This window comes from Cysteiniphilum marinum (assembly GCF_014857925.1).
GTDB lineage: Bacteria > Pseudomonadota > Gammaproteobacteria > Francisellales > Francisellaceae > Caedibacter > Caedibacter marinus.
In genome coordinates, this window is record NZ_JACYVZ010000002.1 from 1 (window position 1) to 18,440 (window position 18,440).

Annotated in this window: 18 protein-coding genes; 4 read left to right on the forward strand and 14 right to left on the reverse strand. The window is 39.9% G+C overall.

All coding sequences use genetic code 11. From position 1 onward, the window contains the following. Nucleotides 1-275, reverse strand: a 275-nt coding sequence (locus tag IE867_RS01275; RefSeq protein WP_192482974.1) for a hypothetical protein, incomplete at its 3' end; no start/stop codon positions are given. Nucleotides 276-992: 717 nt separating this feature from the next. Between IE867_RS01275 and IE867_RS01280 the strand changes: the two genes are divergently transcribed. From IE867_RS01280 to IE867_RS01295, 4 genes are read left to right on the forward strand one after another with little or no spacing between them, the layout of a single operon-like run. Continuing rightward, nucleotides 993-2,012 carry a metal ABC transporter solute-binding protein, Zn/Mn family gene (locus tag IE867_RS01280; protein ID WP_192482975.1) on the forward strand — a complete coding sequence of 340 codons (1,020 nt, stop codon included), beginning with the start codon at nucleotides 993-995 and terminating at the stop codon, nucleotides 2,010-2,012. Between the two features lie 16 nt (nucleotides 2,013-2,028). Further along, nucleotides 2,029-2,724, forward strand: coding sequence for a metal ABC transporter ATP-binding protein (locus IE867_RS01285; RefSeq protein ID WP_192483206.1), 696 nt, complete (start codon nucleotides 2,029-2,031; stop codon nucleotides 2,722-2,724). 4 nt (nucleotides 2,725-2,728) lie between these two features. Then, nucleotides 2,729-3,505 (forward strand): metal ABC transporter permease, encoded by a 777-nt coding sequence (locus IE867_RS01290; protein ID WP_192483205.1) that lies wholly within the window; start codon nucleotides 2,729-2,731, stop codon nucleotides 3,503-3,505. A gap of 2 nt (nucleotides 3,506-3,507) precedes the next feature. Next, nucleotides 3,508-3,987, forward strand: a complete 480-nt coding sequence (locus IE867_RS01295) for a Fur family transcriptional regulator (protein WP_192482976.1) — start codon at nucleotides 3,508-3,510, stop codon at nucleotides 3,985-3,987. On the opposite strand, the gene ald is transcribed toward IE867_RS01295, so the two are convergent. The 13 genes from ald to IE867_RS01360 all read right to left on the reverse strand — a co-directional run bounded on the left by ald (nucleotide 3,955) and on the right by IE867_RS01360 (nucleotide 18,238). Next, entirely contained in the window at nucleotides 3,955-5,094 is a 1,140-nt protein-coding gene (ald, locus tag IE867_RS01300; RefSeq protein WP_192482977.1) for an alanine dehydrogenase, read from the reverse strand. The two genes, IE867_RS01295 and ald, sit on opposite strands and share 33 nt — an antisense overlap. 189 nt (nucleotides 5,095-5,283) lie before the next feature. Then, nucleotides 5,284-6,972 carry a peptidoglycan D,D-transpeptidase FtsI family protein gene (locus IE867_RS01305; protein WP_225629916.1) on the reverse strand — a complete coding sequence of 563 codons (1,689 nt, stop codon included), beginning with the start codon at nucleotides 6,970-6,972 and terminating at the stop codon, nucleotides 5,284-5,286. Then, complete coding sequence (gene ftsL / locus IE867_RS01310) at nucleotides 6,965-7,291, reverse strand: cell division protein FtsL (RefSeq protein WP_192482978.1); 327 nt, start codon at nucleotides 7,289-7,291, stop codon at nucleotides 6,965-6,967. Before ftsL ends, IE867_RS01305 begins: the two co-directional genes overlap by 8 nt. 1 nt (nucleotide 7,292) lies before the next feature. After that, on the reverse strand, nucleotides 7,293-8,219 hold the full coding sequence (gene rsmH, locus IE867_RS01315; protein ID WP_192482979.1) for a 16S rRNA (cytosine(1402)-N(4))-methyltransferase RsmH: 927 nt from the start codon (nucleotides 8,217-8,219) through the stop codon (nucleotides 7,293-7,295). A 14-nt stretch (nucleotides 8,220-8,233) separates the two neighbouring features. After that, the gene (gene lptB, locus IE867_RS01320) at nucleotides 8,234-8,971 is read right to left on the reverse strand and encodes an LPS export ABC transporter ATP-binding protein (protein WP_192482980.1); all 738 of its coding nucleotides are present in this window, start codon (nucleotides 8,969-8,971) and stop codon (nucleotides 8,234-8,236) included. 189 nt (nucleotides 8,972-9,160) lie between these two features. Continuing rightward, the gene (gene hemL, locus IE867_RS01325) at nucleotides 9,161-10,453 is read right to left on the reverse strand and encodes a glutamate-1-semialdehyde 2,1-aminomutase (protein ID WP_192482981.1); all 1,293 of its coding nucleotides are present in this window, start codon (nucleotides 10,451-10,453) and stop codon (nucleotides 9,161-9,163) included. A gap of 220 nt (nucleotides 10,454-10,673) precedes the next feature. After that, a complete protein-coding gene (gene gshB, locus IE867_RS01330) occupies nucleotides 10,674-11,630 on the reverse strand; it encodes a glutathione synthase (RefSeq protein ID WP_192482982.1) in 957 nt (318 codons plus the stop codon). A 201-nt stretch (nucleotides 11,631-11,831) separates the two neighbouring features. After that, the gene (locus tag IE867_RS01335) at nucleotides 11,832-12,305 is read right to left on the reverse strand and encodes a GNAT family N-acetyltransferase (RefSeq protein ID WP_192482983.1); all 474 of its coding nucleotides are present in this window, start codon (nucleotides 12,303-12,305) and stop codon (nucleotides 11,832-11,834) included. Nucleotides 12,306-12,728: 423 nt separating this feature from the next. Next, on the reverse strand, nucleotides 12,729-13,073 hold the full coding sequence (erpA, locus tag IE867_RS01340; protein ID WP_192482984.1) for an iron-sulfur cluster insertion protein ErpA: 345 nt from the start codon (nucleotides 13,071-13,073) through the stop codon (nucleotides 12,729-12,731). A gap of 230 nt (nucleotides 13,074-13,303) precedes the next feature. Next, nucleotides 13,304-15,379: a polyribonucleotide nucleotidyltransferase gene (gene pnp / locus IE867_RS01345; protein ID WP_192482985.1), complete on the reverse strand. Its 2,076-nt coding sequence runs from the start codon at nucleotides 15,377-15,379 to the stop codon at nucleotides 13,304-13,306. A 47-nt stretch (nucleotides 15,380-15,426) separates the two neighbouring features. Next, nucleotides 15,427-15,693, reverse strand: coding sequence for a 30S ribosomal protein S15 (rpsO, locus tag IE867_RS01350; RefSeq protein WP_192482986.1), 267 nt, complete (start codon nucleotides 15,691-15,693; stop codon nucleotides 15,427-15,429). 141 nt (nucleotides 15,694-15,834) lie between these two features. Then, nucleotides 15,835-16,488, reverse strand: a complete 654-nt coding sequence (pyrE, locus tag IE867_RS01355; protein WP_192482987.1) for an orotate phosphoribosyltransferase — start codon at nucleotides 16,486-16,488, stop codon at nucleotides 15,835-15,837. A gap of 403 nt (nucleotides 16,489-16,891) precedes the next feature. Further along, nucleotides 16,892-18,238 carry a dihydroorotase gene (locus IE867_RS01360; protein WP_192482988.1) on the reverse strand — a complete coding sequence of 449 codons (1,347 nt, stop codon included), beginning with the start codon at nucleotides 18,236-18,238 and terminating at the stop codon, nucleotides 16,892-16,894. Nucleotides 18,239-18,440 lie beyond the last annotated feature (202 nt).

An 18,440-nucleotide genomic window follows, 5' to 3' on the forward strand; every position in this document is an offset into this window, starting at 1 on the left:
TTACAGGATTTATCTGGAGATAGCACTTGTCGTATAAAGAGTACGAGAGTGACAAATGGCGTATAAAGACGCGATCTAAAGTCTCGGCAATTATTGATGATGGTTTGAAATTTATCAGAGGATAGAAAACTCTTGATACTTAAATCTTGATCACCTACTGAAGACGATGAGCATGCACTCAATACCAAGCCGATTGATGTCACCAGACATAAAGTACACAACCCACTTGTGCTTCTTCTTTGTTGATTTTTTTGATTTTGTTGATTATGCCCCATTATTTCCCCCTGTTTATATTATAAAAATATGTAATCGCAAATGATCACTTAATGTAAATATAGCCACTGTCAGGTATGTTATTAAAAGACAAATGACCTGCCCCAGATGACTATCTAATTTCTTTCTTTGTAGAAAAACCCCATAGTAGTAATAATAATGAACAGATAAGTTATGCTACTTCTATCTAAATCCTCACATAACAAATCGTATAACATAAGCACAAAGATGAAAGATGATTGAACTTATTTTTCATTTATTACATAGCAATTATAGAAATTCAGGCAACAAAGCGCGTTACTTTAAAGTAAATATATACAAAATAATGTAATCATTGATATGGGAAACACCCATCGTAAATCTGTAAAGGATCGAGGTAAACTTGGATGCAAGAGAAATTAAATATATATACCGCCTGCAAACCATTCTATAGAATTTAAAGTTAAGGTTACTTTAGATGCAATAAAAGGAGATTTAATGATAAATCATATGACACCAAAACAGTTTGAAGATAGTATGGAATCCGAAAATCAAACGTGTCCCAAATTGACGAGGGTAGATCAAGCCCATAAAAGCCATAAAAACCAATAGCTGCCATATTGATAAACTATTGTTTAGACACTTAATTTAAGCATTGCCAAAAATGAAAAATGATATAATATAACGTTTTACAGGATAACGTTAACAATGAAACATTTACCATCTTAAGGAACGATTGTATGTCTACCCTCTACAGAAATAGCAAACGAATCGCATTAGCTGCTACAGGCTTTCTTACACTCATTAGCAGTTCATACGCTGATATCAAAGTCGTAGCTGCTGAAAACTTCTATGCCAATGTCGCAAACCTAATTGGCGGGGATTATGTGAAAACCAACAGCATTATCAACAATCCTGATGCCGATCCACATTTATTTACTACCTCTGCTAACACAGCTGTCGCTATTAATAATGCGCAAGTCATTATTTATAATGGTGCGGATTACGACCCTTGGATGAAGCAGTTATTAAACGCACAATCAAACAACAATAAAGTGGCCATTATTGATGTGGCAACATTAATGAATGCTAAAAGTGGTGACAACCCACATCTATGGTACAATCCCAACACTTTCCCAACACTTGCTAAAAAACTTACGGAAGTATTTAGCCAAATCGAACCTGACCATAAAAAGACCTTTGAATTAAACTACCAAACCTTTGATAAACGTTATCAAACTGTTTATAGTCAAATCAATGATATCAAAGCACGCTTTGCTGGCACCAAGGTAACTGCCACAGAGCCCGTCTTTGGCTATATGGCGGATGCACTAGGACTAACCATGCTTGGACAAAAATTCCAATGGACGGTAATGAACGATGCTGAAGCTTCACCAAAAATGCTCGCTGACTATCAAAACTTATTTAAAAAGCGCACCGTCAAAGTACTTTTTTATAACCAGCAAGTACATGACAATGTCACTGAAAACATCCTAAATCTTGCCAAAGAGAATAACATTCCTTACGTTGGCGTTAGCGAAACTATGCCACAAAATAATAATGTAATCACTTGGCTTAAAGCCAATCTTAGTGATACACAAAAAGCACTGGAGAAAGCAACTGCCACTGAACATAACAGCAGCAAAACATCTACTGTGAAAGCAACGCCTCAAATAAGTAGCGATACAACAAAGGCAAGCGCCAAAGAGGCCAAAGAAATAGCTAAAGAAGACAACCCTTTAACAAACCTTCATCAATAATATGCATAATACAACTATCATCCAATGCAAAGATCTTGTCATTGGCCATTCCGCTCAAGCACCTTTATGCAAACCTTTTGATCTGACGATTTATCAAAACCAGTGGCTAGGTATCGTTGGTGAGAATGGTACAGGAAAATCCACGTTTCTTAAAACTATTCTAGGTTTTGAACCAACTATTGCCGGCAGACTAACACTCTTCTCTCAGGCAATAGGCAAAAATAATCGATTGATTAGTTATATCCCGCAAGAACGCGAGCTTAACCTTAACCCAAATATCTCAGCTTTAACATTGATCAAATCTAGTTTCAATGCTGATAAACTTGGATTACCTGCCTTTGGTAAAGGTATTGAGCAAAAAGCACACGCCATTTTAGAACTTGTCGGCGCTTTGCACTATGCGAAGAAGCCCTTTGAAACCCTTTCAGGTGGTCAGAAAAAACGCATTTACCTTGCGCAAGCCTTAATTAACAATCCTAAATTATTACTACTTGATGAGCCTTTATCGGATCTTGATCCTCAAGCCAAACAAGACTTTATCCAAGCACTTAAAACCATTCATGCCAAACAAAATATAACCCTTTTGATCATCTCACATGATATGCATGAGATTGCACATGAGCTTGATAACTTTATTCATTTCAAAAACCAACTCGTACATCTTTGCCAAAAACTGCCATGCTTAAAGGAGGATCGCAGTGTTATCTTATAGCTTTATGCAAAACGCTTTTATCGCTGGCACTTTAATTGCCATCATCTGTGGCATCGTGAGTTTCTTTGTTGTGCTACGTAAAGCTGCTTTTGCCGCGCATGGTTTGGGGCATATCAGCCTCACAGGAGCAGCCGGCGCTGTATTAATTGGCATCTCAGCGATGAATGGGCAACTGATTGCTAATATTATTGCCGCAAGCATCATGGGTGCGATGGGTGACAAAATCAAAAAGAATGATCTTGCCGTTGGCATTGTACTCACCTTCTTCTTAGGTCTTGGTGCTTATTTCCTGTATCTCTATCAAACAGGTTACTCAGGCTCGATTATGTCGATCTTGTTTGGTAATATCTTAACGGTATCAATCGAGCAAATCATCACGCTGATCATCATGGCATTTATTATTATTGCCATATTACTCTTTATCTCAAGAGCACTATTCTTTACCTCGATTGACCCCCTTCTAGCGCGTGCTAAAAACATCCCCAACAAACTTCTTTCTGTAATCTTCTTTATCATTCTGGCATTAACCGTGACCATGGCATGCCAAATTGTTGGTGTACTATTAGTATTTGCATTACTCATCGGTCCTGCTGCTTGTGCATTTCAGTGGAGTGATGGTTTTTATCAAGGTATGCTACTTAGCATTATGATCTCTCTTGGCAGTGTTTGGGGTGCACTTTGTCTTGCCTTTTACGCTAACTTGCCCGCAAGTTTCTGTATTACCATGATCATTTGTGCAGTTTATGCCATTGGTCTTATCAAACAGTTAATGGTGAGATAATCATGAGCTCAACCAAGAATGCTTTAGCTAAAATTGAAAAATTTTGCCTACAACACAATATTAAGCTTACGCGCTTACGCAAAGAAGTGCTTACTATTTTTATTGATCAATCATCTCCAATTAGTGCTTATGAGCTGCTTGATCTAATAAACAAAGCACAGATAGTTGAGAGAGCGATGACAGAAGATAAGGCAATTAAGCGCTATAATATTATGTCAATTTATCGCGTTTTGGACTTCCTGCAACAATCGGCACTCATTCATAAATTGCACACCAGTAATCGCTACAGTTTATGCTGCCATCCTGAGAAAAAAATGTGTCAGCTTTTGATTTGCACTACGTGCGGTCAGAAAACTGAGCTGCATCATGAGTTGCTTGATAAAACATTAGAAGAATTGGCACAAGAAAGCGGCTTTCAGATTGCCGCTCACACCATTGAGATAACAGGCTTATGCCGTGACTGCGTTGGCACTCTTAGCTAATGCTTCTTTTGGCGAAACATAGGCAATGTTAAGCGCTTCAGCCACCGGCAATGAAGTGAGCATGCCATTATGCACACTTAGTCCATGCTCAAGATGTATATTATCAGTAACCGCTTTTTGATAGCCTTTATTTGCCAACTCTAAAGCAAAGGTCAAGGTCGCATTATTTAACGCCACCGTTGACGTTCTAGCAACCGCTCCTGGCATATTTGCGACACAATAATGCACCACACCATCAACGACATACGTTGGATCTTGATGTGTCGTCGGCTTAGAGGTTTCAAAGCAGCCACCTTGATCAATGGCAACATCGACAACAACAGAGCCTTTTTTCATCGACTTAATCATCTCTTTAGTCACAAGCTTAGGTGCCGCAGCCCCTGGTACAAGGACCGCACCGATGACTAAATCAGCTTCCTGTACATATTTTTGCAAATTATCTTTGGTTGCATAAATACAGTTTAACTTAGGTCCAAAATAATCATCTAGCTCACGCAAACGATCTAAAGACTTATCAAGTATAGTCACATGCGCCTCCATACCAATCGCCATACGAATCGCATTTAAACCAACGACACCACCGCCAATAACAACAACATTCGCCGCAGGAACACCTGGCACGCCACCAAGTAACAACCCACTACCGCCTTGCGCTTTCTCTAAGCAATGTGCACCAGCTTGCACTGATAGACGACCTGCCACCTCACTCATCGGTGTTAATAATGGCAAACGCCCATTTTTGTCAGTCACCATCTCATAAGCAATCGCTGTACACTTAGATTCTAAAAGTAGTTGCGTTTGCAATGGGTCTGGCGCTAGATGCAAATAAGTAAATAACAACTGCCCTTGGCGCAACATCTTGCACTCATTTGGTTGTGGCTCTTTGACTTTAATAATCATATCTGCTTGTGCAAAAATCTCTGCTGGTGTTTGAATAATTGTCGCACCTGCTTCAACATAATCTTCATTGGTAAAACCAATCGCTTCCCCTGCGTGATGCTCAACAAGCACCGTATGTCCATGATGAACAAATTCAGCAACATTGCCTGGTGTCAGACCAACACGGTATTCATGATTTTTAATCTCTTTAGGGATTCCCACGATCATTGGCTATTTCCTCCACGATTATTTTTTAGTTTTACTCGTTTTACTTGCATTTTAAATTCTTCAGTTTTTGGTTTTTTCAGCTGCTTTTTGTAACATCTAAAAATAATTCAGGCGGAATATAACAAGCAAGACAACAAAAACCAAACATTAACTAGCAATTTTGGATAATTTTTACAACTAATTTAATAATCATGCTTTTTTGAGTTTATCGGCAGGTACACCCATCACTCTTAAAACATGCTCTGTAATTTGTGCAAAAATTGGTGCTGCTGCCGAGCCCCCGCCATATGCTTCCCCTTTTGGGTCATCAATCACCACCACAGTGACAATGCGTGGATTCGATGATGGTGCAATACCAACAAATGTTGCCATATAACTATCGGATGCGTAGCCTCCTGCTATTGCTTTGCGCACCGTTCCCGTTTTACCGGCAACATGATAGCGTGGTACACGTGCTTTAGAAGCCGTCCCACCTAATCCTTCAACCACAGAAGTTAACATATCAACTACTTTTCCCGCAATGCCACTATTAATAATCTGGAAGGCTTCTACATCTTCTTTTTTATTGCGTTTTAATAAAGTCGGCGGAATTAACTTACCCCCATTAGCAATGGCACTATAAGCTGTCGCAATTTGTAAAGCTGTGGCATTCATACCATAACCAAAGGATAAAGTAGCCAATGGGAAGTCTCCCCACTTGCGTGGACTGGGCACATAGCCTGAGCGCTCACCTGGAAAGCCAATTTTAGTCACTTGCCCAAAACGAAATTTACGCAAGGTATCACCCAAAGCATTGGCATCAATTGATAAAATAATGCGAGAAACACCGACATTTGATGATTTCATTAAAATATGACGCAAATCCATCTCACCATAATTACGAAAATCTCTGACCGTACGCCCATTGAGTTTGTAATAGCCAGGTGAAGTATCGACGATCGTATCAACATCATATTGCCCTGACTCCATCCCTGCAATAGCCGCAAATGGTTTGATCACTGAGCCTGGTTCATAGACATCTGTTAATACACGGTTGCGACGTTTCTCCGGTGTCGCATCTTGCATATTATTCGGATTATATGAAGGGTAATTGACCATTGCTAAGACTTCACCCGTTTTAACATCCATCACTATTGCAGATCCGGCTTCCGCATGATTATTAATCACACCCTCTTTTATATACTTATAAGCGATATACTGCAACTTGCGATCAATGCTTAAACTAATATCAGCCCCATGCTTTACTTCTTTATCATCATCGTTTTTACGTGCAACACCACCTTTCAAATCTTTATGAATTGAACGGGTACCATCCTTACCTGTGAGGTATTTATTGTATTCCAGCTCAATGCCTTCTTGTCCTTGATCATCGATATTAGTAAACCCAACAACATGTGCCATCACTTCAGCATCAGGATAAAAACGCTTAAACTCACGTTCAATATTCATACCTTTGACATCTAGGCTTTTAATTTGTTGCGCGATAAATGGTGACGCTTGACGTTTGAGATAAACAAAACCATGGCGTCCTTCACGCGCTTTAATGCGTGCAATAATTGTTGCTTGTTGTGCTTTATCTAGTTCCAGCATATTAAGAATTTTACGCAAACGCGGATCATCGCTTGCAATGTAATACGGATTGACCCAAATCGAATCCACAGGTGTGCTAATCGCCAGTGGCTTACCATTGCGATCACTGATCATACCGCGATATGCCGTTGTCGTTAAGGTACGCTCTGAGCGATTATCCCCTTCTTTTTTAAGCTTGGCATGCTCTACCGTTTGCATATGGGCAAGCTTATAAATCAATAAACCTAACACACAAACAATGACTAATATAATAAAATAGTATCGCCAACTTAGCTTAATCTTACGCATTACTCTGAATCACTTTTGTTTCTTTGACACTGGGTAGGCGCATATCATTTTTCTTGGCAACCTCCTCGACATGTGAGGGAGATGCCAAGGTACTATGCTCAATCAAAATCTGCGTCCATTGGTCGCGCAAATCCTCTTGCTGATACATCAGCTTCTGCTCTTTATCCAATGCCACTTTATAATGATATTTCACGATTACCACCATAAATGCCGAGATAATAAGCGTCACACACAGTAAAAAAGCAATAAGCACACGTGCATTCAAGGTACTTTTGACAAAAGATGTAAATAGTTTGCTACGCACTTCAGATCGTGTCATATCACAACCTCTCAACAGCACGCAATATCGCACTACGTGAGCGCACATTTTCTTCGAGCTCTTTGGTAGAGGCTTTGCCTTGCTTAACACACCACTTTGCTTTAGGCACAAACGCTTCCAAGATTGGCATGCCACGCGGCAATTGCTTATCCTCACCCTTGATCAGTTTGGTCATAAACTGCTTAACGATTCTATCTTCTAATGAATGAAAGCTAATCACAACCAAATGCCCCGATGGTTTAAGTGTTGCAAAAGCATCATTCAATGTTGTGGTCACTTCATCAAGCTCGGCATTAACACAGATCCTAAGAGCTTGAAAACAACGTGTTGCAGGATGTTTTTTTTCCTTTTTACCAATTGTTTTTTCAATCAATGAGGCAAGCTTTAAAGTGCGATCAAGAACCTCTCCTTTCGCAAGTGTGGCTTTTATCGCTTGAGCGATACGCCAAGCATGCTTTTCCTCGCCATATTCACGAAAAATACGGGCTAATTCTTCAGCATCATAACTTATCAAAATATCTTCTGCAGAGAGTCCTTTGGTTTGATCCATACGCATATCTAATGGACCATCTTTCATAAAGCTAAAGCCACGTTCCGCGATATCTAATTGCGGTGATGAGACGCCTAAGTCTAATAGTACACCATCGACTTCACCTGCAAATCCAAGCTCGGTTAACGCATGAGCCATGGTTGAAAATGAGGCATGCACAAGCATCAGTTTGCCACTTTCAATCTCAGCCTTAAAATGTACTTTAGCATACTCTATTGCTTCAAGATCGCGATCAAATGCAATTAATTTACCGGTTGTTAAACGTGACAAAATTTGACGTGAATGCCCACCGCGACCGAATGTGCCATCAACATAGATACCACCCGCATTAATCGCAAGTGCGGCAATCGATTCATTAAGTAATACGGAATAGTGCATTAATTTGTTTCCATTTACATTCTAAATTGTTCACCAAGATAGACTTTGCGCACCTGTTCATTACTCAAGATGTCACGTGGTTTGCCTGAAGCAATCATCTTACCGGCATTAACAATATAAGCACGCTCACAAATATCCAAGGTTTCACGCACATTATGATCGGTGATCAGTACACCAATACCACGGTTTTTCAAATGCGTAATAATCTTCTTAATATCAATCACTGAAATCGGATCAACACCGGCAAAAGGCTCATCCAACAAGATAAAGCGCGGCGACATCGCCAAAGCACGTGCAATCTCAACACGACGACGCTCACCACCGGACAAACTCATCCCCAGACTATTGCGAATATGCTGAATACTAAATTCATCTAACAATGATTCCAGTTCATCTTGGCGCTGTTCTTTGGAAAGCTCTCGTCTTGTCTCCAAGATCGCCATGATATTTTTCTCAACGCTTAGCTTTCTAAAAACCGAGGCCTCTTGCGGCAAATAACCAATGCCCTGACGTGCACGCCAGTGAATCGGCAGCTTAGTAATGTCCTGACCATCCAAAATAACTGTACCACGATTAGGTCGAACCAATCCGACAATCATATAGAATGACGTTGTTTTGCCAGCGCCATTTGGTCCCAAAAGCCCAACAATTTCGCCAGTATTGACCTCCATTGAAACATCAGCAACAACCCAACGTGAGCGATATGCTTTGCCCAGATGTGTTGCCACCAACTTATGTTTTTGCTCTGTCATATTACTTTCTTAACTTGTGATGATTAGGTTATATGAGGCCACTTTAAAACGAGATTATTTTAATAAGCCTACAATCTGCTAGACATCCTAATCACATAGGTCTTTATATTCAAGTTTTTTTACCAGTGCCCGATAAGAAAGCATGGTGAGATCCATCAGGGATGATCATATTAAAATTTCAGTGGACACTTAGTCGACTACAGCTTCTTTTTGTAGAAACTCTGCAAACAAAGCTATCGTTTTATCAATATCTTGATCACTATGCGCAATTGACATAAAGCCCGCTTCAAATGCGGATGGCGCGAAATAAACACCATGCTCAAGCATAAAATGGAAAAAACGATTAAAGCGTGCTAAATCACACGCCTTAACATCATCAAAACTTAGAATATCTTGTGCATCAGTGAAAAACACGCCAAACATGCTACCCAAGGATTTTGCTAAAAATGGAAAGTCTTGTGCTTGAGCTGCTTGATTTAGCCCATCAACAAGCCTTTGTGTTTTGGTTGTTAATGCTTCATAAAATCCCTCTTGAGAGATCTTATCTAATGTGACCAATCCTGCGATCATTGCCACAGGATTGCCTGATAATGTCCCTGCTTGATAAACACCACCTAATGGTGCGATAAGCTCCATAATTGCTCTTTTGCCACCAAAGGCACCCACAGGCATGCCGCCACCAATCACTTTACCGAATGTTGTTAAATCAGGGGTGATTTGATATAAACCTTGCGCGCCCTTAAGACCAACCCGAAATCCCGTCATCACTTCATCAAAGATAAGTAAAGCCCCATGCTCATCACATAATTGACGTAAGCCTTGTAAGAATGATTTTGTAGGTTCAATCAAGTTCATATTGCCAGCAATCGGTTCTAAAATAATACAAGCAACTTGCTCGGGATATGTTTTAAATAAATTAGCAACACTCTCTAGATCATTAAATGATGGCGTTAGCGTGTCTTTGACTGTGTCTTTTGGCACACCTGGGGAATTTGGCACACCAAGCGTTAACGCACCAGATCCTGCCGCCACTAAAAACTGATCAGCGTGACCGTGATAGCATCCAGCGAATTTAATCACCTTGTCACGTTTGGTGTACCCTCGCGCTAAGCGCACAGCACTCATTGTTGCTTCAGTTCCTGAGCTAACAAATCGCACCATATCAATGCTATCAATCACATCACAAATCTTCTTGGCAAGTTTTACTTCAAGCTCGCATGGCGCACCATAACTTAAGCCAAGTGCTGCCTGATCTTGCACTGCTTTAATCACATCATCATCAGCGTGCCCCAAGATCATCGGCCCCCAAGAGCCAACATAATCAATATATTCATTGGCATCGACATCATAAACATAAGCACCCTTTGCCTTGGCAATAAACTTAGGCGTGCCACCAACACCTTTAAAAGCACGCACGGGTGAGTTAACACCACCTGGAATATATTGCTTTGCTTCATTAAACAAATTTTCTGATTTTGTCATCTTACTTATTCCTATCTGTTTCTATTTCTTATTACTTACTGGAGTTACGAACTTTTGCTATTTCAACACCGCACCTTGCAAGCTTAAGCACTGCTCTCACAAAGAGGTAAGTACAAAATCAACGCTGCCTAATTCCCTTCTTTTCAAGAGGGGTGGCAGCCGTAGGCTGACGGGGTGTTTGTAAAATCATAGTTTTCCTAACGTGTGAAACTTTAGTTATTTACCTTCGATTGATCACTCGATCTTCAACAACATCCATCAACATATCTGTCGCATTGACACCACTTTCATTAAAAATTTGTTGTGTCATCGTTGGGCTGGTTATATTAATCTCAGTCAAACAATTACCAATAACATCAATGCCAGCAAATAACACACCACTTTGTTTAAGATCTCTGCCAACAATACTGGCTATCTCATACTCTTCAGCCGTAAGCTTCCTTACCACCGTTGATGCGCCACGCGCTAAGTTGCCACGACTATCATCACCACTTGGAATACGTGCCACCAAATACTCTAATGGCTCACCATCTACGATTAAGATACGCTTATCGCCATCTTTAATCGCGGGTTGATATTGCTGCACCATAATAAATTGTGATTCATATTTTGTGATTGTCTCTAGAATGACATTTTTATTAGGATCGTTTGGTTGGATACGGAATATTGACTCGCCGCCCATGCCATCGAGTGGTTTGACCACCACATCCTGATAATCATCAATAAAACGCTTAATATGTTTAAATGAACGACCCACCATTGTTTTTGGTGCTAAATCAGGATAACGCGTAATTGAAAACTTCTCATTGGCATCCCTTAAGGTTTGCGGCTTATTGATAATTAACGCACCCTGCTTTTCAGCCAACTCCAAAATATACGTCGCATAGACAAATTCCATATTAAACGGTGGGTCTTTACGCATAAAGATCACATCAAAATCACCTAGCTTTACTTTATTCATTGGGTTTAGGTGATACCACTTGTTATGCTCTTTACTTGCAGTAAGTGTTAGCTCATAGCCCTCACCATAAGCAATCCCTTCTTCAACAAAAATATCCTCAAGCTCAAAAACGTACTGCTGCCAATCTTTCTTAGCAACCGATAACATCATCATATAAGCGGTGTCTTTTTTGATATTAAAAGTGTGTAATGGGTCAATAATAAAGGCGACTTTCATATGCTTCCTTAAGTCAACACGATAAACTTATGCTAATTCTAACATCATTGTACCGCTCGTAAATCATTTTGCGGTGTTTAATTTCAACGCATTTTGTAAAAATTTTAATAAGCTGAATTGCAGGTAATAGCTATGACTATTCTCAAAATTCAACTTATTAAAATTACATAAAAGGCAAAGGAAGAAATACTGTAAAATGGTTTATGATCGGTACCAATACTGATCATAGAACTGATTGTGCACTTTTATTGATTTTGGTTCTGTGCCATAAGTCTCAAAACCAAGCTGCTGGTATAATGCCAATGCCGCAGTATTTTCAGTCACGCAATGTAAATGTAGTTGCGTCACATAGTCAGCGGCATGTTTGATAACTTGATGCATCAATTGCTTAGCAACGCCCTTACCACGAGAAGCTACTGACGTATACATACCCCAAATCATGCCTCGATGCGCAGTTTTAGTGCTCTTCAAAGATGAAAAGCCAACGCAACCAATAATCTTACCACCATCAAAAGCTGCAAAAATATCATTTTTCTCAAGCATCTCTTTGAAATATTCATCATTACAAAGCAAGGTCTCCTCATAGGATGAACCAAAGCTCTGAGGTGAATCTTTTAGCGCTTGTAAGCGTATTGCTTTCCAAATTTGCCAATCGGCAGATGTAAGCAGTCTCATACAAATATTAGCCACTAATTAAACTCCATTATTAAGTAAATTATTGCAAGACATTACCCTCGCCCCGGTGCCATATAACCGTAGGGGCGTATTGCATACGTCCGGTATTATACATACGTATTAAGCGTAGGGGCGTATCGCATACGTCCGGTGTTATACATACGCATTAAATGTAGGGTGTATTGCATACGCCCTACATTTAAAATAGCTATTAAAATCACCCCTCACCCGTGCAACCTAAGTTGCACGACCTCTCCCGCAAGGGGAGAGTTGACAAATGGTGCAACTTGTTTATATATACCGCTCAACGACGACTCTTTGGTAATAATAGATATTCAGGCTCAGCTCAAAAATCCGAATACATCCGATAATATCTTCGTCATTACTTATATTCCATATTGAATGATATTAAGATAAAGAAATCTAAACAGAAAAAGAAGAGCCACAACCACAGGTGGTTTTAGCATTTGGGTTACGAATAATAAAGTGAGCACCTTCGACATCTTCTTTATAGTCGATATCAGCACCGACAAGATACTGGAAACTCATCGCATCTACCAATAAATAAACACCATGATTTTCAAAGATCATATCATCTTCTTTTTGCGCTTCATCGAAGGTAAAGCCATATTGAAAACCCGAACAACCACCACCGGTGATATATACTCGTAGCTTCAAATCATTGTTGTCTTCTTCTGAGATTAGCTCTTTTACTTTCAAAGCAGCTGCATCAGTAAAATTAAGCGGTTGTGCCTGTTGGACGCTCATTTTGCTTTCTTTTGCTCCCTTATTTTACTTGTTATTAAAAAATTCAGTTGCGTTTAAACTACCCCCCTCACCCGTGCAGTCTAAGCTGCACGACCTCTCCCGCAAGGGGAGAGGTAATAAAGGGAATACAAGTTAAATCTCAATCATCCCTCACCATACAGCTTATACTACGCAAGCTATCCCACAGTGGGAGATAATGGGAAATGCAACTCATTTTCCATTATTACTAGCTATTGAACTGGCACAAGCTTAATTTTGCCCATGCGATCAATATTTTGCACCATAACATTCATGCTTTTGCCTTCTGCCATCGTATTTGGATTAACGCCAATGCTCTCAAGCTCAGCAAATGGCAATAGACCATCTTTACCAGGTAGAATATTAATAAACGCACCAAAATCTAGGACTTTAACGACTTTACCGCTATAGGTTTGACCAATTTCAGCACTGGCTGTTAATGCTAACACTTCTTCAATGGCAGCATTTAATGCATTACGACTCTTGGCAAAAATTTTCACCTCACCATTATCAGAGGTGTCGATGGATGCACCTGTTTTCTCAGTAATACCTTTAACCGTCGCACCACCCTTACCAATCACGTCACGAATTTTGCTTGGATCAATTGTAATGACTTCAACTTGTGGTGCATTATCAGAGGTTTCTGTTTTATATTCAGAAATAACCTCATTCATAATGCCCAAAATATGTAAACGACCTTCGCGGGCTTGCTCAAGGGCTGCATGCATGATCTCACGCGTAATACCCTTGATCTTGATATCCATCTGCAAAGCTGTTACACCATAGCGTGTACCTGCGACTTTAAAGTCCATATCACCTAGGTGATCCTCGTCACCCAAGATATCTGATAATACAGCGTATTTATCACCATCTTTAATCAATCCCATTGCAATACCTGCAACAGGTGCGGCTAATGGCACACCGGCATCCATCATTGACAGTGATGAACCACAAACCGTTGCCATTGAACTTGAACCATTTGATTCCGTAATTTCAGAAACCACACGGATAACATAAGGATAAGCATCTTCATTTGGGAATACTGCTTGTGTTGCACGTTTCGCCAAATTAGCATGACCAATTTCACGGCGCTTAGGAGTGCCAATCATCCCCGTTTCACCAACTGAATATGGCGGGAAATTATAATGCAACATATAGCGGTTTTTCTTATCGCCACCTAAAGTCTCAACTAACTGTGCATCACGATCATTGCCCAAAGTTGTCACCACTAAGGCTTGAGTTTCACCACGCGTGAACAACGCTGAGCCATGTGCTTTAGGTAAAACACCCGTACGCACATTAATTGGACGCACTGTACGTGTATCGCGACCATCGATACGTGGCAAGCCACTTAAAATATTTTTACGAACGACTTCTTTTTCGATGTCGTGGAAAATTGTTTTAATCTCTTCTACAGAAACTTCTTCTAACTCAGTTTCATCTGCAATAATAGCTTCAACTACTGTTTTACGTAATTGGTTGATTGCTTCAACACGCTTTTGTTTTTCAGTTTCTTGATAAACTGCTTTAATCTCACTGTAAAAACGTGATTTAATTTGTTCTTTTAATGCTTTATTTTCCGCTTGTGGCATAAATTCCCAACGCGGCTTAGCGGCATATTTCGCTAAGTGATTAATCGCTTCAATGATCACCTGCATTTCTTTGTGACCATATAAAACAGCGCCAAGCATGACATCTTCTGGCAAGCTTTTTGCTTCTGACTCAACCATCAACACGGCATCTTTCGTACCGGCGACAACTAAATCCAACTCTGAAATATCTAGTTTGGCAAATGATGGGTTTAAAACATATTGCCCATCAATGAAGCCGACACGCACACCAGCAACAGGACCCTCAAATGGCACCCCAGATAATACCAACGAAGCCGAAGCACCGATCAGCGCTGGAATATCCGGTGGCACCTCAGGATCATACGATAATACGGTTGCTACAACTTGAACTTCATTATAAAAACCCTCTGGAAACAACGGACGCAATGGACGGTCAATCAAACGAGCCGTTAAGGTCTCGTTTTCACTTGGTCGCCCTTCACGACGTGGAAACCCGCCTGGAATTTTACCTGCTGCGTATGCTTTTTCTTGGTAGTTGACTGTCAATGGGAAGAAATCTATACCTTCTTTAGCCTCTTTTCGCGCTGCAGTCGTTACCAATACAACGGTGTCGCCCATAGTAACCAAAACCGAACCAGCCGCCTGACGCGCCATTGATCCAGTTTCTAACGTTACTTGATGTTGTCCTAACTGAAAGACTTCTTTAAATATTTTCACGTGTGTACCTTATTATCATTGTTTTGCGGTGTGTCGTATCTTTGATCTTATCTACGTAAACCTAAACGCCCGATCAATGCGCGATAGCGCTCGATATCTTTGCTCTTCAAATAGTCAAGAAGCTTACGACGCTGACTGACTAAACGCAACAAACCACGTCTTGAGTGGAAATCTTGTTTATGTGATGCAAAATGCCCTTGCAACCCGGTAATGCGAGCTGTCAATAATGCAACTTGTACTTCTGGTGAGCCCGTATCGCCTTCTGAACGTTGATATTCAGAAACGATCGATTGTTTTTGCTCGGTGCTTAACATAGTGTTTTCTCCTAAGATTTATTTCTTTTGTTAAACTTCCCATGTGACATTTCATATATTTAACCATAAAAAATATCGTGACAGTTTAGCAACGGTCGCATGATACATGCTTTTGAGAGAAACAACAAGCAAAGCCAAAGCTTATTTTTGCGCTACTGAGTACTTTTGCTGATAGCTTTTCATACGCTCAATCAACTCATGCTCAATCTGCCCTTTTTCTTTAAGATAGTCAATTAAGTCATTTAAATTGCCAATCGCATAGACAGGGAATTGATAAGCCGTCTCAACCATTTTAACGGCTGATATGTCCTCGTTAGGAGCAACCTCTTGACGATCCAACGCAACGCAAACGCCTTCAATGGTTCCGCCATGACTTTTAATGATCTCAATGGCTTCTTTAATCGCCGTGCCTGCAGTAATCACATCATCAATAATTAATACTTTTTTGTCCTTGATATCAGCACCAACAAGCATACCACCTTCGCCATGATCTTTCTGCTCTTTACGGTTGTAACAAAAACCAACATTTTCACCATAACGACTATATAAAATAGAGGCAACAAGTGCCGCCAAAGAGATACCCTTATAAGCAGGACCAAACAACACATCAAATTGCGCCTTGCTCTCTATTAATTTAGCCGCGTAACACTCTGCTAATTGATGCAAGGTCTTGCCATGATTAAACAGCCCTGCATTAAAGAAATAGGGGCTAATACGCCCTGATTTTAATGTAAACTCACCAAACTTAAGTGCCGATGCCTCAATGGCAACATCAAAAAAATTATAGTTATTCATACTTACTTATTCACTTACCTCATCATAGAGTATGGCTAATATATATTAGTTTTATGCCACTCGTAACTGATTTTGCTTAATTGCTTAAAATAACCCTTACCAAGATGTATCAAGATTAATACATTAGGTTACACCTTTGAAACTGCATCCAATAATACCAGAACATATAATACACTCATACCAAACAAATAACAGCCTAAAGAAACTTATGATTTTTTATATGATGCACTGGTTAGCAAATGATGAAGCACGAAAATATGCCAATACACAAACTAATAATAAGTAATAGGAGAGCATGATGAATCACTATGGTTTTTACTGGATGACAGTTGAGAAACACCTTTTAGAAGCAAGTAATCAACAAAATAAAGCACAAAAGAATAGTCATAGAATTAAGGATTAATTAAAACCCTGCAAAATCTAGACTCACACCTAAATCATCTGCAACAATACGCCCATGATCATATTTCAAAACACCATTAATAAATGTTTTATTAATCGTTGATGAAAAAGTTAAGCCGCTAAACGGTGACCAACCACATTTTGATTTTGCCGCAACATCACTCATATGCTGTTGTGCATTAAGATCAACTAATACCAAATCAGCCCAATACCCTTCACGGATAAAGCCGCGCTCTTCAACCTGATAGATTATTGCTGGCGCATGTGAAGTTTTTTGAACAACTTTTTCCAATGAAAGAACACCTTGATGGTAATGTTCAAGCAATGACAATAACGCATGCTGTACCAATGGCAAACCAGAGGGTGCCTTGAAGTAACTTTGATGTTTTTCAGCCCACGTATGCGGTGCGTGATCCGTGGCAATGACATCTAATACATTATCATTAACAGCTTGCAATAACGCCAAACGATCTTCTTCTTCTTTGATTGCAGGATTACATTTAATTAAAGCGCCTCGTGTATGATAGTCCTTGCGTGAAAAGAATAAATGATGTGCACAAACCTCAGCAGTAATACGCTTGTCAGCAAGTGACATATTTTTGTTCTTAGCAAACAATTGCAACTCATCTTTAGTGGTAATATGCAGCACATTAAGCTTAGTATTAAACTTTTTAGCCAGACTAACTGCCAAGGTAGATGATTTAATACAAGCTTCTCTGCTTCTAATTAAAGGATGCAAATCAAACGGCACATCTTCACCATATTGCGCACGATATGCCGCTTCATTTTGCGCAATCATTGGTGTGTCTTCACAATGTGTGGCAATAAGAATCGGCGAATTAGCAAAGAAGCTTTCTAAGGTTTTAACATTATCAACCAACATATTACCGGTTGATGCACCCATAAAGATTTTAACGCCACAGGCATCCCCTGGGCTTAAACGTTTAAGCTCATCAACATTATCATTCGTTGCCCCTAAGTAAAAAGCATAGTTAGCATGTGATTTGGTTGCGGCTAGTGCTTTTTTAGCATGAAGTCGCTCAATCGTCACCGTTGCAGGGTTACAATTAGGCATCTCCATATAGGAGGTAATACCTCCAGCAACTGCCGCTTTTGACTCACTCTCAATATCCGCCTTGTGTGTCAATCCAGGCTCACGAAAATGCACTTGATCATCGATCATGCCAGGCAACAAGTGTAACCCTTCAGCATCGATTACTTTCACATCAGAGGTGGTAGAAATATCTTGAGCAATCTTGGCAATTCTACCGTCTTTTACTAATATATCAGCGACAAAAACTTTGCCCTCATTGACAATCGTTGGTGACTTGATTAAATAATTTGACATTGCTTTATCATCCTTTTAGCTTACTTTGCAATGCCATCATTCTATATCAGCATACTTCACTTTTATAGTAATGAATCAAGAATAAGTTACGTTTTAATTCCCCCTCACCCGTTCACTCTAAGCTGAACGACCTCTCCCACTAGAGGAAAGGTGTAGCTGATGCAACTTATTTTGATGGCAAAGCATGCACTAAAGATTCAAT

What these genes read in the sequence shown, in the direction of transcription:
- IE867_RS01295 (WP_192482976.1), top strand. Translation starts at nt 3,508, where the DNA reads ATGAGCTCAACCAAGAATGCTTTAGCTAAAATTGAAAAATTTTGCCTA.
- IE867_RS01335 (WP_192482983.1), bottom strand. Translation starts at nt 12,305, where the DNA reads ATGAGACTGCTTACATCTGCCGATTGGCAAATTTGGAAAGCAATACGC.
- IE867_RS01290 (WP_192483205.1), top strand. Translation starts at nt 2,729, where the DNA reads ATGCAAAACGCTTTTATCGCTGGCACTTTAATTGCCATCATCTGTGGC.
- IE867_RS01305 (WP_225629916.1), bottom strand. Translation starts at nt 6,972, where the DNA reads ATGCGTAAGATTAAGCTAAGTTGGCGATACTATTTTATTATATTAGTC.
- rpsO (WP_192482986.1), bottom strand. Translation starts at nt 15,693, where the DNA reads ATGTTAAGCACCGAGCAAAAACAATCGATCGTTTCTGAATATCAACGT.
- IE867_RS01280 (WP_192482975.1), top strand. Translation starts at nt 993, where the DNA reads ATGTCTACCCTCTACAGAAATAGCAAACGAATCGCATTAGCTGCTACA.
- IE867_RS01360 (WP_192482988.1), bottom strand. Translation starts at nt 18,238, where the DNA reads ATGTCAAATTATTTAATCAAGTCACCAACGATTGTCAATGAGGGCAAA.
- pyrE (WP_192482987.1), bottom strand. Translation starts at nt 16,488, where the DNA reads ATGAATAACTATAATTTTTTTGATGTTGCCATTGAGGCATCGGCACTT.
- lptB (WP_192482980.1), bottom strand. Translation starts at nt 8,971, where the DNA reads ATGACAGAGCAAAAACATAAGTTGGTGGCAACACATCTGGGCAAAGCA.
- ftsL (WP_192482978.1), bottom strand. Translation starts at nt 7,291, where the DNA reads ATGACACGATCTGAAGTGCGTAGCAAACTATTTACATCTTTTGTCAAA.
- rsmH (WP_192482979.1), bottom strand. Translation starts at nt 8,219, where the DNA reads ATGCACTATTCCGTATTACTTAATGAATCGATTGCCGCACTTGCGATT.
- gshB (WP_192482982.1), bottom strand. Translation starts at nt 11,630, where the DNA reads ATGAAAGTCGCCTTTATTATTGACCCATTACACACTTTTAATATCAAA.
- ald (WP_192482977.1), bottom strand. Translation starts at nt 5,094, where the DNA reads ATGATCGTGGGAATCCCTAAAGAGATTAAAAATCATGAATACCGTGTT.
- erpA (WP_192482984.1), bottom strand. Translation starts at nt 13,073, where the DNA reads ATGAGCGTCCAACAGGCACAACCGCTTAATTTTACTGATGCAGCTGCT.
- hemL (WP_192482981.1), bottom strand. Translation starts at nt 10,453, where the DNA reads ATGACAAAATCAGAAAATTTGTTTAATGAAGCAAAGCAATATATTCCA.